Origin of the sequence: Streptomyces sp. NPDC059524, from assembly GCF_042749255.1 — a bacterium.
GTDB classification, from domain to species: domain Bacteria; phylum Actinomycetota; class Actinomycetes; order Streptomycetales; family Streptomycetaceae; genus Streptomyces; species Streptomyces xanthii.
In genome coordinates this window covers 1-14,384 of sequence record NZ_JBHYTK010000177.1, presented here as the reverse complement: position 1 = coordinate 14,384, position 14,384 = coordinate 1, and the positions used below count along the sequence as shown (strand labels likewise).

The following is a 14,384-nucleotide window of genomic DNA, read 5'->3' as shown; positions in this document are numbered from 1 at the left end:
GGCCCGGCCCCCGCCCGCCGCTCCGCCCCGCCCCGGGGCGGCCGCGGGGTTGGGGCGGGGCGCCGGGAGGGGGGGGGGGGGCCCCGCCCCCCCGACCGCGATCAGGTCGAGGCGATGCTGGGCCGCGCTGGTGGTGCGGCCGCGTGTCATGGCGTACGGGCGCACCACGGGCCCTGCCTCGTCGTCGAACCAGTGGTGCGTCTCCTGCGTCCCCTGACCGTCTGCACTCATACCGACCCGTTACCCCCCACCGGGCAGATCCGTGCGCGGCGCGGCCCCGAGATGTGCGCCGACCCGCTTGACCAGCAGGGTCATCTCGTAGGCGACGAGGCCGACGTCGGAGTCCGAGTCGGAGAGGACGGCCAGGCAGCTGCCGTCACCGGCGGCGGTGACGAACAGGAAGGCGTCGTCGAGCTCGACGACCGTCTGCCGGACACCGCCCGCGTCGAAGTGGCGTCCGACGCCCTTGGCGAGGCTGTGGAAGCCGGAGGCGACGGCGGCGAGATGCTCGCTGTCCTCCCGGTCGAGGTCCTTGGAGACCCCGGTGGGCAGTCCGTCCCCGGAGAGCACGAGCGCCTTGCGGATGCCGGCGACGCGTTCGACCAGGTCGTCGAGGAGCCAGTTGAGCTCCCTCGAGCCACCGTTCGTGGTCGGTGCGCCGGCCTTCGGTGCGGTCATCGACCGTCCCCCTCAGATGTCGTTCCCTGTGCTGTGCCGTCGGAGCCGGCACTCGCGGCGTTCTCCGCCCGGCCCCGCCGCCAGCCGCGCTGGAGCGAGGCCATACGGCTGCGCACCTCGTCGGCGTCACGGTCGGCGGGATCGGCGGAGGCGGTCTCCTCGCGGCCGGGGGCGCGGTCGCCGCGCCGGTCCGGTCCGTCCTTCAACTGCGGTGCCAGGCTGGCCTGGCGCACGCGGCGCGGCAGCGCCCCGGAGGTCTGCTCCTGCGGGCCCTGCGGGTCGGGCGCCGGTGCGGGTGTCGCGGCCGGGGTCTCGCGGACCGGTTCGGCGGCGCGGGCCCTGCGGCGGGGCAGGTCGCCGAGCGGGGTCGGCTCGGCCGCGCCGCGGACCGGTCCGCCGCGCAGGGGCTCCGGGCGGCGCCGGTCGCCGTCGCGGTCGTGCCGCTCGCCCGGCTCGGCGGCGCGGTCACGGTCGCCGGGGCGGTCGTGCGTGACGGGACGGCCGTGCGAGCTGACGAGCTTGGGCGTGCGGCGGCGGGGCAGTGCCACCAGTCCGCCGGGCGCGTCCGCGCGCTCGCCGTCCCCGGCCCGGTCCCGCTCGGGTTCCTCGGCCTTCTGGTGCTGCTCGCCGGCCGGTCCGGCGACGGGGCGGCGCGGGCGGAAGAGGCCGCCGCGCTCGCTGTCCTCGTCGCCGAGGGCGCCGGGGAAGTCCGTCATGTCGGAGGTGGCCAGCGGGGCTTCGAGCTCCACCGGGCCGTCGAGCACGGAGGGCGGCAGGCCGGGCAGTCCGTCGCGGCCGCCGGTCCGCTCGCCGCGCTTCATGCTCTGTGCGCGGCGCGCCGCGTCGGGCCGGTCGAGCCGGAAGCCGGCGCCCTCGGTGTCCGGGGCTTCGTCCGTGAGCAGCGCGTCGGGAAGGAAGACGACGGCCGTCGTGCCGCCGTACGGGGAGGGCTGGAGGGAGACGCGGACGTTCTGCCGCTGGGCGAGGCGGCTGACGACGAAGAGGCCGAGCCGGTCGGTGTCGGAGAGCTCGAACTCGGGGGTCTCGGCGAGCCGCAGGTTGGCGTCGAGCAGGGCGTCGGGCGGGATGCCGAGGCCGCGGTCGTGGATCTCCAGCGTGAACCCGTTGGCGACGCGCTCGCCGAGGACCTGGACGGCGGTGTGCGGCGGGGAGAACACCGTGGCGTTCTCGAGGAGTTCGGCGACGAGGTGGGTGACGTCGGCGACGGCCGGTCCGGTCACGGCGATGCGGGGCAGCCGGCGGACCTCGATGCGCTCGTAGTCCTCGACCTCGGCGACGGAGGCCCGAACGATGTCCATGAGCTGGACGGGCTTGCGCCACTGGCGGGAGGGGGCGGCGCCGGAGAGGATCACGAGGCCCTCGGCGTGGCGGCGCATGCGGGTGGTGAGGTGGTCGAGGCGGAACAGGTCGGCGAGTTCGTCGGTGTCCTCGGTGCGGCGCTCCATGGTGTCGAGCAGGGTGAGCTGCTTGTGCAGCAGGACCTGGCTGCGGCGGGCGAGGTTGACGAAGACCTCGGAGACGCCGCGGCGCAGTTCGGCCTGCTTGACGGCGGCCTCGACGGCGGACCGCTGGAGGGTGTTGAGGGCCTGGCCGACCTGCCCGATCTCGTCCTTGTCGTACTCGAGGCGCGGGGCCTCGGTCTCGATGTCGACCTCCTCGCCGGTGGCGAGGCGGCGCATGACGCTCGGGAGCCGGACGCCGGACGCCTCGTGGGCCTCCTGGCGCAGGCGGCGCAGGTCGCGCACCAGGCTGCGGCCGATGCGGACCGACAGGAACAGGGAGAAGAGCAGGGCGAGCAGGCCGAGGACTCCGGCGACGCCGGCGAGGAAGAAGATCTTCAGGACGGTGGGGCGGGCGCGTTCCTGGTAGCGGTCGCCGGCGGCCTGGTCGCGGTCGACGAGGTCGCCGAGGACGGTGCCGGCGGCCTGGTCCCAGCTCTGTGCGGTGACCCCGCGCGGGACGCCGGGCATGCCCTTCACGACCGCGTTCTCGGCCGTGCGCAGGGGGGCGGTGTCGGGGCTCTTCCAGTACCGCTCGTAGCGGGCGCGCTCGTCGCCGGGCAGGAGGGCGAGGCTGGTGTCGTAGAGCAGGGTGCGCTGGGCGGCGAGGTCGGAGACCTGGCGCAGTTCGAGGCGGGTCAGGCGGCGGGCGACGAGCCCGGAGCCGACCAGGGCGTCTTCCTGGGAGAGGAGTTCGCGGGCCCGGACGAGGCCGGCGAGGGCGCGGCCCTCGCGCTCGAGGACCGCGTCGTCGAGCGCGGTGAGGTCGAGCAGGAACTCGTAGGTCGGCGCGATGAGCCGGGTGTAGAAGTCGAGGGCCTGGACGCGGGTGACGGTGCCCTCGTCGACGTTGCGGCGCAGGGACTCGATGCCTTCGAAGCCTTCGACCGCGGCGTCGAGGGTGGCCCGGGTCCGGTCGTCCAGGTCGTCGCGGGCGCCGGCGTCGCGGGCCCGCTCCTTGAAGTCGGACAGGGCCTCGTCGGAGGCGGTGCGCTTGGCGCGCAGCGCGGACTGGGCCTCGGAGGCGCGCGGGTCCGCGAGATAGACGAGGGTCTGGCGCCGTTCGTCCTGGAGGAAGCGGCTGGTGTCGACCAGCGGGATCGCCAGCGAGTCGGTGATCTTCCCCGCCGTGACGAGCTGTACTGCGGCGCGGCCCGTGATGACGGTGGCGAAGGCCCAGACGGCGGTCAGGGACAACAACGGCACCAGCAGCAACGCCACGATCTTCCGGCGGATCGACTTCCCGCGAAAGCGCATGGCCTCCCCCAAGATCGCCCCCGCGGTCAGGGGGCACACATGTGCGTCAACAAACGGCGCGAGCCTACTACTGCGACGGCACCATCTCGAAGGCCTGTCCGGATGGTGTTCGGCCGAACGGCCTTGGGGGCATCGGGAGTTGTCCGGGCATTGCGGGAGATTGCGGCCCGTGATCGACCACGGCCGATCGAACAAGATCCGTCCGCTTGTCCGGCCGGTTGGCCGGAATCCTTCGCTCCTGTCCTGTGGAGTCGGCCAGTTGTCCGGATTCGGGAATCTTTCACGGGCGCCGGTCGTCGTACTCAGAGATCGCGAACACGGATCACGGGCGCGGGTCACCGGCACAGATCACGAGCGATGCGGGGCAGGGGCCGCCGAGGCGGCGTGAATCGGAGCAAACCGGGCAGTCACTCAGCAGTGCCGATGCGCACCATCGGTTCGGGCGGCGTCTGGAAGTGGTGGGGAGTGACGTGGCGATGGGCACGGCAGGGCGCAGGGAGCTGTGGGTCGAGGAGCCGGCGGCGAGGCGGCGCATGCCCGATCCGGTGCGGACGGCCGCCGTGCGGGCCGTGCTCATAGTGGCGCTGACGCTGATTCAGGCCGTGATCGCCGTGCTGTGCACCCTGGCCGACTCGTGGCTCGCGTTCCCCATGGTTCTCAGCAGTGTCGGCAGCACCGTCGTCGCGACCTGGGGCGTCCTGGACGTCTGGGTGACCCGCCAGGTGTGGAACCAGCGCAACGGGGTGGTCTCCGCCCCCGCCAGCACGGCCCGGCAGCTGCGCAGAGAGCGGCGCCGGGCCCGTCGTGCGGCCCGCCGCGCCCCCGAGAACATACGGGGACACGGCGGGGCCGGCGGCCGGCTGAAGCACACCTGACGCCCTGCTGACGGAGCCGCCGGCCTGCCGGTCGGTCATCCGGTCGGCAGGCCGCGCGGTCAGCCCGCCTGCGGCTCCGGCTTGCGGTACATGCGGGTGGCCGTGATCTCGCCGTGCACGGTCTCGCCCTCCGGGTCCTGCTGCGGCAGTCCGGGACGCAGATGCTCCTCCACGCTGATGTACTTCAGCCCGGCCCTCAGGTCCGCGTCGTTGCGCAGCCGGATGACGAGGGGGAACTCGGCGAGGGCCGTCGTGTCGAACAGGCCGGTGGTGTAGAGCAGTTGCACCCCGAGCGCGTCCGACACGGCGCGCTGGAGCTCCAGCAGGTACGTCGCGTTGGCCCGGCCGATCGGGTTGTCGAGGAACAGGGTGCCGGCGTGCCGGTGCTTGTCACGCCCCCGGTCGTTCGAGCGCAGCGCCGCCATCGTGCAGTACAGGGCGATGGCCGCGGTGAGCAGCTGCCCGCCGGAGAACACGTCGCCCATCTGCCCGACCGGCACGCGCTCGGCGCGCAGCACCGCGTCGGGCTTGAGGATCTCGACGGCGATGCCCTTCGGCTGAAGGGCGGCGCTGACACCGCGCAGCAGCAGGGACATGCCGTCGCGGCGCAGGTCCGAGTTCTTCTTGACGGCCGCGCGGGTCGCCTCGTCGACCACCTCGCCCAGCCGCTCGGTGAGCGTGGCCTGGTCGGGCTCCTCGAAGCGGATCCGCAGGAACTCCTGGCCGGACCACTCGCCGAGCCCCTCCGGAAGCCGGGACAGGCGCTGGGCGGAGCGCAGCGTGGCCAGCGAGGACTCCACGAGGCCGCGCAGACGGTCCACGATCGAGTCCCTGTTGCGCTCCAGCTGGGCCAGTTCGTCGGTGAGGACGCGCAGCCGGGGGGCGAACGCGTCGGCCCACTTCTGCGCGTGCTCCGGCAGCGCCACCGCGGGCAGCTCCCGGATCTGCTGCCGCGCGGGCGTGCGCACCTGCTCGTACCGCGTCGAGTTCGCGTGCCGTACGAGGATGTCGCTCGCCTCGCGGACGGCGGCCTCGGCGGTGGACAGGTCGGCGGCGCAGCCGCGCAGCGAGCGCCGGGACTCGGCGGCGGCCCGGCGGGCCTCTTCCAGGGAGCCGGGGTAGGGCTCGGGCTCCTCCTGCTCGTCGGCGTCCGCGGTGTGGTCGCGGAGAAGGTCGCGCAGGAGGGCCGCGGTCTCGTCGAAGCCGCCCGCCCCGTCCTCGGCGGCGCGGTGGGCGTCGAGCAGCTCGGCGTGGGCGGCGCGCGCGGCGCTCAGCGCCTCGGTGTGCGCCGCCAGTTCGCCCGTCGCCGTGCGCAGCAGGGTCTGGGCGTGCTCGGTGCCGTCCGGGACGAGCTCCTCGGGCAGCTCGGTGTGCGCGTCGGCGTCGTCCTCGGGGGCGTGCCGCTCGGCCTCGCCGCGCAGCCGGCCGAGCTGCTCGCTGGCGGTGGAGGCGCGGGTCTCCAGGAGCTGGACCAGCTCCTCGGCGCGGGCCGCGGCGGCCTGCCGGGAGGGCCCGTCCGAGCCCTCGGGCGATTCGAGGAGGGCGGCGGCACGGGTGCGGACCTTGTTGCTGAGCCGGTCCAGCTCGGCGAGGGCGGCGGACTCGTCGCTCTCCGCGCGGGCCTGCTCGGCGCGCAGGTCGGCGCCGACGCCGACCTTCTCGTAGACCTGGGAGGCGGCCCGGTACGCCTCGCGCAGCGCGGGCAGCGAGGCCTGCGGGGTCTCGCCCTCCGGTACGTCGTCGGGGGCGCCGGCGATCTCGGCGCGCTCGGCGCGCAGGGTGCGGGCGGTGCGGTGGGCGTCGTCGGCGGAGCGCTGGGCGGCGCGGCGGTCCTCGTCGGCGGCGCGGGCGCGCTCCAGGCAGGTCTGGGCGCGGGCCTCGGACTCGACGGCCTCGTCCGCCAGTTCACGGACCTTGGCCTGCCAGGCGGCGCGCTCGCGCAGCCGGTAGGCGAGTCCGGCGAGTGCGTCGGCGGCGCGGCGGGCCTTCTGCGCGGCCTCCTGACGCTCGTCGCGCACATGGATCGCCTCGGCGGCCGTCTCGTCGGCCTCGGCGCGCGCGGTGCGGGCCTCGGCGAGCTCGGCCTCGGCCTCCTCGGCGAAGGCACGGGCGTCGCGGGCGGCCGCCGCCAGCTCCGCGAGGCGGCCGGCGGGGCAGCCGGATCGCCAGGAGGAGAGGCGGGCGGCCAGCTCGCGGTCCTTGCCGAGGCGGGCGGCGAGCACCCGGATGTCCTCGTCGCGCAGCGCGGCACGCTCGCGCAGGGCCTGGCGCTCCTCGTCGGCGGCGTGCTCGTCGTGCATGGCCGGGTTCGGCGGCACGAGGAAGACGCCGGTGTCGTCGGTGCCGGGCGCCGGCTCGGCCGGGGTCGGGGCGAGCAGCGCGGCCGCCGTGCCGACCGCGACGGCGGAGCGGGGCAGCAGGGCGGCGCCGGCGAGGGTCTCGCGGGCGCGGGCGTGCGAGTCGGGGTCGGTGATGATGACGCCGTCGACGAGCTCGGGCCGGGCGGCGAGCACGCGCGCGTGGTCGGCCGGGTCGACGGCCTGGGCGAGGTAGCGCCAGCCCGGGAGCGCGGGGATGCCGTGCTCGCCCAGGTACTCGACGGTGGCGAGGACGTCGGGGCCGGGCGGCAGGAGGCCGCCGTCGCCGAGGGCGCCGAGGATGCGGGCGTCGTCGGCGGCTGCGGTGCGCAGCTCGAACAGGCGGCGCTCGGCGGAGGCCACCGAGTCGTCGAGCAGCACCTTGAGGTCGTCGGCGGCGCGGTCCAGGTCCTCCGCGGTGAGCCGGCCCTCGGTGCTGGTCGCGCTGTCGGTGCGGGGCTGCGGGACGAGGCCGGCGACGGCGCGGGCGCGGACGGCGCCGGGGAAGCCGCCGCCCGCCGCGCCGAAGTTCTCCTCCTCCGCGAGGGGGGTGCCGCCGGTGCCGAGCAGCGCGGCGAGGCGCTCCTCCTCGGCGAGGGAGGCGGCGGTGCGCTCCTCGTCGCGATGGGCGCGCTCCGCGGCGCTCGCGGCGTCGGCGGCGCGGGCCGCGGTGAGCTCGGCGCGGACCTCCGCGGCGGCGGCCTCGCGCGCGTGCTCCGTGGCACGGCGGGCGGCCTCGCGGGCGGTGTCCCAGGCGGCGACGGTGGTCTTCTCGGCGTCGGCGGCGGCGAGCGCGGCGCGGGCCGGGTCGGCGTCGGGCGCGCTGTCGTCGATCCAGCCGGCCCGGACGGCCTCGGCGGTCTCCTGCTCGACCTCGGCCAGGCGCTGGCGCAGGTGCCCGAGCTCGCTGCGGGCGCGCTGGGCCTCGGTGGCGGCGGCGGTCGCGTCGCGGTGCGCGGTCTCGCCCGCCTCCTGGAGGACGGCGGAGCGCGCCTCCTCCTCGTTGGCGTGCTGCTCGGCCTTCTCGGCGGCGCCGTGCAGGGCCCGTACGAGATCGGAGGCGGCCTTGGCGCGGGCGGCGAGGGCGGGGGCGGCGTCGCGCTCGGCCTCGCGGATGGCGACGGCCACGCGCGCGGAGCGGTCGGCGGCGGCGCGGTGGCGCAGCACGGCCTCGGCGGCCTGCCAGGCGGCGTACAGGGTGCGGGCGTCGGCCAGTTCGCGCTTCTGGGCGGCGGCGGCCTTCTCGGCGCCGGCGAGCGCCAGGGAGGCGTGCCGGTAGGCCAGTTCGGCCGCGATCAGGGCGCTGCGCTCGCGGGCCGTGTCGGCGCCGGTGACGGTGTGCGCGGCGGCGGTGACCTGCTGGGCGAGGTCGCCGGCGCGGCCCCGCTCGACGGCGGCGCGGGCGGAGAGGCGGCGGGCGAGGGTGCGGGTGCGGCGCTCGGAGGCGGTGTGGATGTCGCGGGCGCGGGCGCGGGTGTCGGCGGCTTCGACGATACGGGTGAGCAGGTCGACGGAGCCTGCGGTGAAGTCGCGCTCGGCGATCAACTCGGCGCGCCGGCCCAGCTTGTTCCCGAACCCGCCCACGAGGTCGGCGAGGCCGTCGGTGTCACGGGTGTCGGTGACGGCGCGCAGCAGCAGGTCGGTGAAGTCGGAGTCCTTCTTGACGGCGAACAGGCCGGCGGCCTCGCCCTCGTCCGCGTTCATCTCCCGCTGGTAGCGGAACAGTTCGGGGTCCAGGCCCAGGTCGCCGAGGTGCTCGTTCCACCGGTCGTGGATCTCCTCCCAGTGCACCTCCAGGTGGGCGTACGCCTTGCCCGCCTCGGTGAGGGCGTCGCGGAAGCCCTTCATGGTGCGGCGGCGGCCCTGGGCGCCCGAGGCACCTTCGGCGACGGGGCGCACGGCGGTGGCCTCGGCGACGGGCAGGGCGTCCAGGCTCATGCCGGGGCCGGGCCGGAAGGAGTACCAGGCCTCGGCGAACTTCCGCGGGTCGTTGGAGACCTGGCGGCCGCGCCATTCGCTGACCTTGCCGACCACGACCAGTTCGCCCGTGAGGGTGTGCTGCCACTCCAGGGCGACGTGTCCGCAGTCCTCGGCGAGGAGGAACTTGCGCAGCACGCCGGAGCTGGCACCGCCCAGCGTGTTCCGGTGGCCGGGGAGCATCACGGAGAAGATCAGCTTGAGCAGGACCGACTTGCCGCCGCCGTTCTCCAGGAACAGCACGCCGGCGGGGGCGGGGCGGCGCGGCGGGCCCACGGGCTCGTCCTCGAAGAACTCCGCCTGCTGGGGCGCGGGGTCGGGCACCGGCGCGCCCACTCCTCGCAGGTCGAGCACGGTGTCGGCGTAGCGCGCACCGGCAGGCCCGATGGAGTAGAGGCGGACCCGGGACAGCTCGTACATGGCGGACTCTCGTGGTAGGTACGGAAGTTCAGGTGGGGGCGGGCCCGGTCAGGAGTGGAAGGGCAGACCGGCGTCGGCGACGAGCCCGGCCGCTTCCTCGTCCATCGGCGGCAGCAGGGTGGCGGAGCCGTCGGTCACCGGGACCACGCCCAGGTCGAGGAGCTCGGCCATGGCGGCGGTGCCGGCCATGTCGCGGACCTGGAGCTGGTAGCGCGCCGTGGTGCGGTAGGTGCCGCCGCCGTCGTCCCCGGTGCGCTGCAGGAAGCCGGAGTCGGTGAGGAAGGCGAGCGCCTTGCCGACGATGCCGGTGGTCGAACCGGCGAGTCTGCGCGCGTCCTTGGTGGCGCCCGTGGAGCTGCGCCGGGCCCAGATCCGCCAGGCGGCTTCGAGGCCGGGGGCGTCGGTCGCCGGGTCCGTGTTCTCCCCCTCCTCCTCTGCGCGCTCCTCCAGCTTGGTGCAGGCCTGGCGGACGAACGCGTCCACCCCGTTGACACTCACGCGGCCGATGTAGCCGTCGTCGGCGAGGTCCTCGGGGCGGGGGAAGGCGAGCGCGGCGACGGCGAGGTGGGCGAGGCCGTGCAGGAAGCGGTCGGTGGAGTCGGCGGCGGTACGGCGCGCGTAGTCACCCATGCGGACGGCGAACACGGAGTCCTCGGCGGCGGTGACGGCCATGCCCGCGCGCGGGGACACCTCCAGGACGACGAGGCCGAGGCCGGTGGCGACGGCGTCGGCTAGACGGGCGAACGCGGGGTCCTCCCGGTAGCGGCGCAGCAGTTCGGCGTACTCCTGGTCGCGGGAGGGCTGGAGCTTGGGCTGGAGGCCGAAGGAGACCAGGCGGGCCGCGTCGGCGGCGTCGGCCGGGGTGACGGACGCGGGGGCCCTGACCGGTCCGGTGCCGGGTGCCTCGGGCTCGCCCCACTCGGCGTGCTCTTCGGGGTGCTCGGTCACGGGCGGTGCTCCTCGGTGTTTCCTGCGGATGCTGCGGTTCCCGCGGAGGTGCGTGCGGGGTCGTCCATGGTGCCGGGCCAGGCGGTGCGTGCGGTGGCGGGTGCGGTGGCGCGCGTCATGCGGCCTCCGTCCGGTCGGCGGCCATGCCGGCGGCGTCGAGCAGCGCGGTGCCGACGATGAGGTCGGCGCCGCCGAACTCGAGGTCGTCGAGCTCGGTGCCGTCGTCCACGGCGAACAGCAGCTTCGGCTCGCCCTGACGGTAGGCGGTGCCGACCGGCGGGCTCGCCGCGTGGACGGCCAGCAGGGCGACCAGGTACGGCAGTTCGGGATCGCGGGTGCGGGCCTCGGCGAGCAGGCCCGAGAGCCGGCGGGGCGCGTCGGAGGGCAGGTCGAGCAGCTCCATGGCGCTCGCGAGCTGCTCCTCGCTGAACCGGCTGTCGTCCGGGGTCGCGATGAGGTCCGGCTCGGGCATCTCGGCGCCGAGATGCTCACGCTCCTGGGGCGGGGTGAGCAGGATGTCGACGAGGTCGCCGACGCGGACCGAGACAGGCGTGCGCAGGCCGGTGCCGCGGGCGAAGAACGCGTCGGTCACCTTGATCGCGCTCTCCACGGGGAGCGGCAGCAGGGGGGCGACGAGCTGCCCGTACAGGTCGAGGCCGGTGCGGGTGGTGGGGGCGGCGAAGGCCTGGCGGTCCTGCTCGGCGCGGAAGAGCGGCCCGGCCTCCAGGAGGCGGGACTGGAGCTGGGTGTGGCGGCGGATGCAGTCCTTGACGATGTCGACGAGCTCGGCGGCGCGGCGCTTGTGCTCGGGCTCCTCCGACTCGTCGCGAGCCTTGCGGATGTTCGTCAGGATCGCGTTCTCGTGGCGGTAGCGGTCGGCCACGTGGTCGAGGGCCTCGGCGATCATGTCGGGGACGGCCTGGAGCCAGTCGACCGCGCGGACATTGCGCCGGGTCGCGTCGAGCGCCTTGCGGAGGGTCTCCGAGTACTGGACCGTCCGGTAGCGGGCCTGCTCGGCGGCGAGCTGGGCGTCGGCGAGGCGGCCGCGGCTGATCAGCACCTCCAGCTTCACCTCGGCGGCGATCTGTGCGCTGGTCACGTCCGTGTCGAGGGCGCCCACCAGCACGTTGACCGCCTCGTCGGTCGTGCGCAGGTAGACGCCGCCCCCGTAGCCGGGGACCTCCTCGATGAGCTTGAAGTCGTAGTCCCTGCGGACGTACGTGCCGTCGGGGCCGAAGGTGCCGTAGACGGCGCGGAAGCCGCGGTCCACGCTGCCGACGTTGATCAGGTTCTCCAGGACCCAGCGGGCCACGCGCTCGTGCTCGGCGGCGGGGCGTCCCGGGGCCTGGGCGGCGACGCGGGGCAGCAGACGAGCCACTATCTGCTCGTGGTCGGCGCCCGTGTCGAAGTCCATGTTCAGCGTCACGAGGTCGATCGCGGAGAGCGCCACCTCGGCCATGCCGTACGTCGAGTACTCGCCCGCGAGATTGGCCTTGCGCACGTCCAGGTCGTGCAGCGGCGCGGTGCAGGCGAGCGCGCGCAGCCGCCGCGCGAGCCCTTCGTCGGCGGCCGGGCCCGGTGCGGGTCGCGGCGCCGCGCTGAGCTGGGGCGGAGCGGAGTCCGTGGTGGCAGGCGAAGTCACGCAGGACAGAGTAGGCGCTGGGTCTGACAACGGTCGAAACGGCGCTAATGCCCTGGGCCGGCGAGCGGCCGTGGCGGGCGGCGCGCGAGGCGTCAGGCGTCGTGCGGCAGGCGCTGGGTGTAGGCCTCGACGAGACCGTCGCGGGAGTCGTCGAGGTAGTCGGCGAGCAGCTTCTCGGCGGCGTCCCTGCGGCCCTCGGCGAGGGTGTCGACGATCTCCTGGTTGCGGACGAGGTAGGGCTCGTGGAGGCGGCGCGGGTCGTCGACGACGTGGAAGGCGAGGCGCAGTTCGGCGAGGACGCTGCGCATCAGTTCGTCGGTGCGCTCGCTGCCGGCGAGGGCGACGAGTTCCTGGTGGAAGTGGATGTTGGCGGTGGAGACGACCTTCCACTCGCGCTTCTTCGCGCCGCGCTGTCCCTCGGCGACGGCTGCGGCCACGCGGTCGAGGGCGTAGGGCGGCCGGCCGAGCGAGCGGACGACGGCGCACTCGATCATGCTCCGGGTGCGGTAGATGTCCTGGACGTCGTCGACGCTGAGGACCCGGACGAACACGCCGCGGTTGAGCCGGTGTTCGAGCAGGCGCTCGTGGGTGAGCAGGCGGAAGGACTCGCGCAGGGTGTTGCGCGAGACGCCGAGGGCGCCGCCGATGCTGTCCTCGGAGAGCCGGGTGCCGGGCAGGAAGAAGCCCTCCGCGATCCGGCTGCGGAGGATGTCGGCGACGCGCTCCGCGGTGCTGGTGCGTCCCAGCAGCGCGCGGTCGTCCGCGAGTGCGTGCAGTTCTTCCGTGGCCACGGGCGCATTCAAGCGCAGATCCAGGAACGAGACAACATGCGTATCGAAGGATCGTTGAACGATCTCCGCCCATGAGGAGATGTGTCCGAAAGAGGCCCATAAAAAGGCCGCCAATTAGGCGTGGGGCGGGCGCCGCTCGCGCAGAGTACCGATCATGACGACGACACCCGTGGACCGGCTCCGTTCCTTCGCCCGCACCCGGGCCTCGCTCGACGGCGCGGAGGTCACCTACTGGTGGTCGGGGGACGTGTACTCCTGGGCGCCGGACGAGCCGTACGTGCGGCTCTTCGGCTTCGAGGGGTTCAATGTCGCGCGCCTCGTGGAGGACGCCGAACAGGGTCCGGACGCCTACCGGTTGCTGTCCCGGGAAGCCGCCTTCTATCTGGATCCCGTCACCCGCGAGATCCTGGAGACCTGGAACGGCCTGCCGGTGGTGCACGTCTGGAACGACCCGGCGAACCAGAAGTGGCGCCCCTTCCCGGTCCCGACGACCGAGCTGGGCGAGCAGCTCTGCTTCAGCCTGGAGATCCCGCTCGCCTACCCCTCGCCCCTGCCCGTGGCCGACTACCCGGTCCACTCGTCCGGCGACACCTACCGGGCCCTGGAGCTCTTCCAGTTCTTCGCCGGCCGGGGCGATCTGGCCGGGTCCGCGCCGAGCGTTCCCGCGACGATGTCGTGGACCCGGCAGTCCCCGTGGCTGCCCTGGATGGAGCGGGGGCAGCGGCCGGGCGGGCTGACCTTCCACTGCCGGGGGCGCAAACTCGGCGCGTACGAGGAGGTTCCCGAGCGCACGCGCGCGTACGTGGCCGCGCGGCACCCGGAGTTCGCCCGCGCCCCCGAGAAGTGGAGCGAGCCGAACGAGACGAGCTGGACGTACTTCCGCCGGCTCCACCCGCCCGAGCGGGGCTAGCCGGCCCGCACCCGGGGCCCTTCGGGCCCTGCGCGGACGGTCAGGGAGGACAGCGCGGAGGCGACCGCCGCGGAGGCGCGTACGTCGAGCCGCGCGCCGGTCCCCCGCACCCCGTGCCGCACCTCGTCGGCGGCGAGGGCCAGCAGGTTCGGCAGCAGGTCGGTGCAGCGCCGGGCGACCCAGCCGGTGCCCGCGGTGGCCAGCCACCACAGGCCGGCCGCCCGGGTCGGCGCGGGCCGCTCGGGCGCGAGGTCCGGGGCCGTTCCGCGGGCCACCCCGGCGGCGGCCAGCACGGCGTGCGCGCGGGCGGCGAGCAGCCGGTGGCCGCGCTCCCCCGGGTGCAGCCGGTCCGCGCTCCACAGGGCTCGGTCGGCGACCCAGCCGTCGTCGCAGGCGTGCAGATGAAGCGCTCCGTGCCGCTCGGAGAGGGCGTGGACCACGGAGTTCACGGCGTCCTGGCGGCGCCCGAGAGGGCGGGCCAGGGCGCCGGGGAGTCCCAGGAGGGCTCCGGGGTCGGGCAGGCAGGCGGTGAACACGACGGTGCCGCGCGCACCGAACGCCCCGTAGACGGTGTCGAGCCGGGTGGCCACCGCGTGGACGTCGAAGGTGCGGCGCAGGGTGTCGTTGACGCCGACGATCACGGAGGCGAGGTCGGGGCCGAAGGCCAGCGCGGCGGGCAGCTGCCGGGTGAGCACGTCGCCGGTCTGGGCGCCACTGGCCGCGAAGTTGCGGAACTCGACGGGCCGTTCACCGGGCGTGAGTCCGCCGGCGAGCAGCGCCGCCCAACCCCGTGGACGGCCGTCCACGGGGTCCCCGATCCCCTCGGGGGGGGCGTCCCCGAGCGCCGCGTACCGCAGGGCCTTCACGCCGCCCTCCGTTCCGGGACGTCGGCCGTCCGCCGCGCGGCCCCGATCACCTCGCGTACTGGTCCGGCGACCCGCACCGGCGCGTCGTGTGCGGCCCCGGACGCGGGCACCGCCGAGTCCCCGCGGATCTCGGACGCCCGCGC

The 14,384-nt window shown here is 75.1% G+C and carries 10 protein-coding genes and 1 pseudogene; 2 read left to right on the top strand and 9 right to left on the bottom strand.

The window, feature by feature from the left end:
* From ACFW9D_RS33365 to ACFW9D_RS33355, 3 genes and pseudogenes are all read right to left on the bottom strand, one after another.
* Positions 1-231 (bottom strand): annotated as a pseudogene (locus ACFW9D_RS33365) (hypothetical protein); the annotation flags it as partial.
* A 9-nt stretch (positions 232-240) separates the two neighbouring features.
* Positions 241-678 carry a roadblock/LC7 domain-containing protein gene (locus ACFW9D_RS33360; RefSeq protein WP_384628285.1) on the bottom strand — a complete coding sequence of 146 codons (438 nt, stop codon included), beginning with the start codon at positions 676-678 and terminating at the stop codon, positions 241-243.
* Entirely contained in the window at positions 675-3,455 is a 2,781-nt protein-coding gene (locus ACFW9D_RS33355; RefSeq protein WP_384628282.1) for a nitrate- and nitrite sensing domain-containing protein, read from the bottom strand. The genes ACFW9D_RS33360 and ACFW9D_RS33355 overlap by 4 nt, the downstream gene beginning before the upstream one ends.
* Positions 3,456-3,802: 347 nt before the next feature.
* Between ACFW9D_RS33355 and ACFW9D_RS33350 the strand changes: the two genes are divergently transcribed.
* Positions 3,803-4,330 (top strand): hypothetical protein, encoded by a 528-nt coding sequence (locus ACFW9D_RS33350; protein ID WP_384628290.1) that lies wholly within the window; start codon positions 3,803-3,805, stop codon positions 4,328-4,330.
* 59 nt (positions 4,331-4,389) lie between these two features.
* Here the strand turns inward: ACFW9D_RS33350 and ACFW9D_RS33345 are convergent, their stop codons facing one another.
* The 5 genes from ACFW9D_RS33345 to ACFW9D_RS33325 form a co-directional block, all read right to left on the bottom strand.
* Entirely contained in the window at positions 4,390-9,084 is a 4,695-nt protein-coding gene (locus tag ACFW9D_RS33345) for a hypothetical protein (RefSeq protein WP_384628280.1), read from the bottom strand.
* Between the two features lie 48 nt (positions 9,085-9,132).
* A complete protein-coding gene (locus tag ACFW9D_RS33340; RefSeq protein WP_188340094.1) occupies positions 9,133-10,032 on the bottom strand; it encodes a hypothetical protein in 900 nt (299 codons plus the stop codon).
* On the bottom strand, positions 10,029-10,151 hold the full coding sequence (locus ACFW9D_RS33335; protein WP_384628277.1) for a hypothetical protein: 123 nt from the start codon (positions 10,149-10,151) through the stop codon (positions 10,029-10,031). Before ACFW9D_RS33335 ends, ACFW9D_RS33340 begins: the two co-directional genes overlap by 4 nt.
* On the bottom strand, positions 10,148-11,674 hold the full coding sequence (locus ACFW9D_RS33330; RefSeq protein ID WP_384628274.1) for a hypothetical protein: 1,527 nt from the start codon (positions 11,672-11,674) through the stop codon (positions 10,148-10,150). The genes ACFW9D_RS33335 and ACFW9D_RS33330 overlap by 4 nt, the downstream gene beginning before the upstream one ends.
* Before the next feature lie 92 nt (positions 11,675-11,766).
* Positions 11,767-12,465 carry a GntR family transcriptional regulator gene (locus ACFW9D_RS33325; protein ID WP_188340091.1) on the bottom strand — a complete coding sequence of 233 codons (699 nt, stop codon included), beginning with the start codon at positions 12,463-12,465 and terminating at the stop codon, positions 11,767-11,769.
* Positions 12,466-12,619: 154 nt separating this feature from the next.
* Between ACFW9D_RS33325 and ACFW9D_RS33320 the strand changes: the two genes are divergently transcribed.
* Positions 12,620-13,375, top strand: a complete 756-nt coding sequence (locus ACFW9D_RS33320) for a DUF1838 family protein (protein WP_384628271.1) — start codon at positions 12,620-12,622, stop codon at positions 13,373-13,375.
* Here the strand turns inward: ACFW9D_RS33320 and ACFW9D_RS33315 are convergent.
* Entirely contained in the window at positions 13,372-14,241 is an 870-nt protein-coding gene (locus tag ACFW9D_RS33315) for an SGNH/GDSL hydrolase family protein (RefSeq protein WP_384628269.1), read from the bottom strand. The two genes, ACFW9D_RS33320 and ACFW9D_RS33315, sit on opposite strands and share 4 nt — an antisense overlap.
* Between the last annotated feature and the right edge of the window lie 143 nt (positions 14,242-14,384).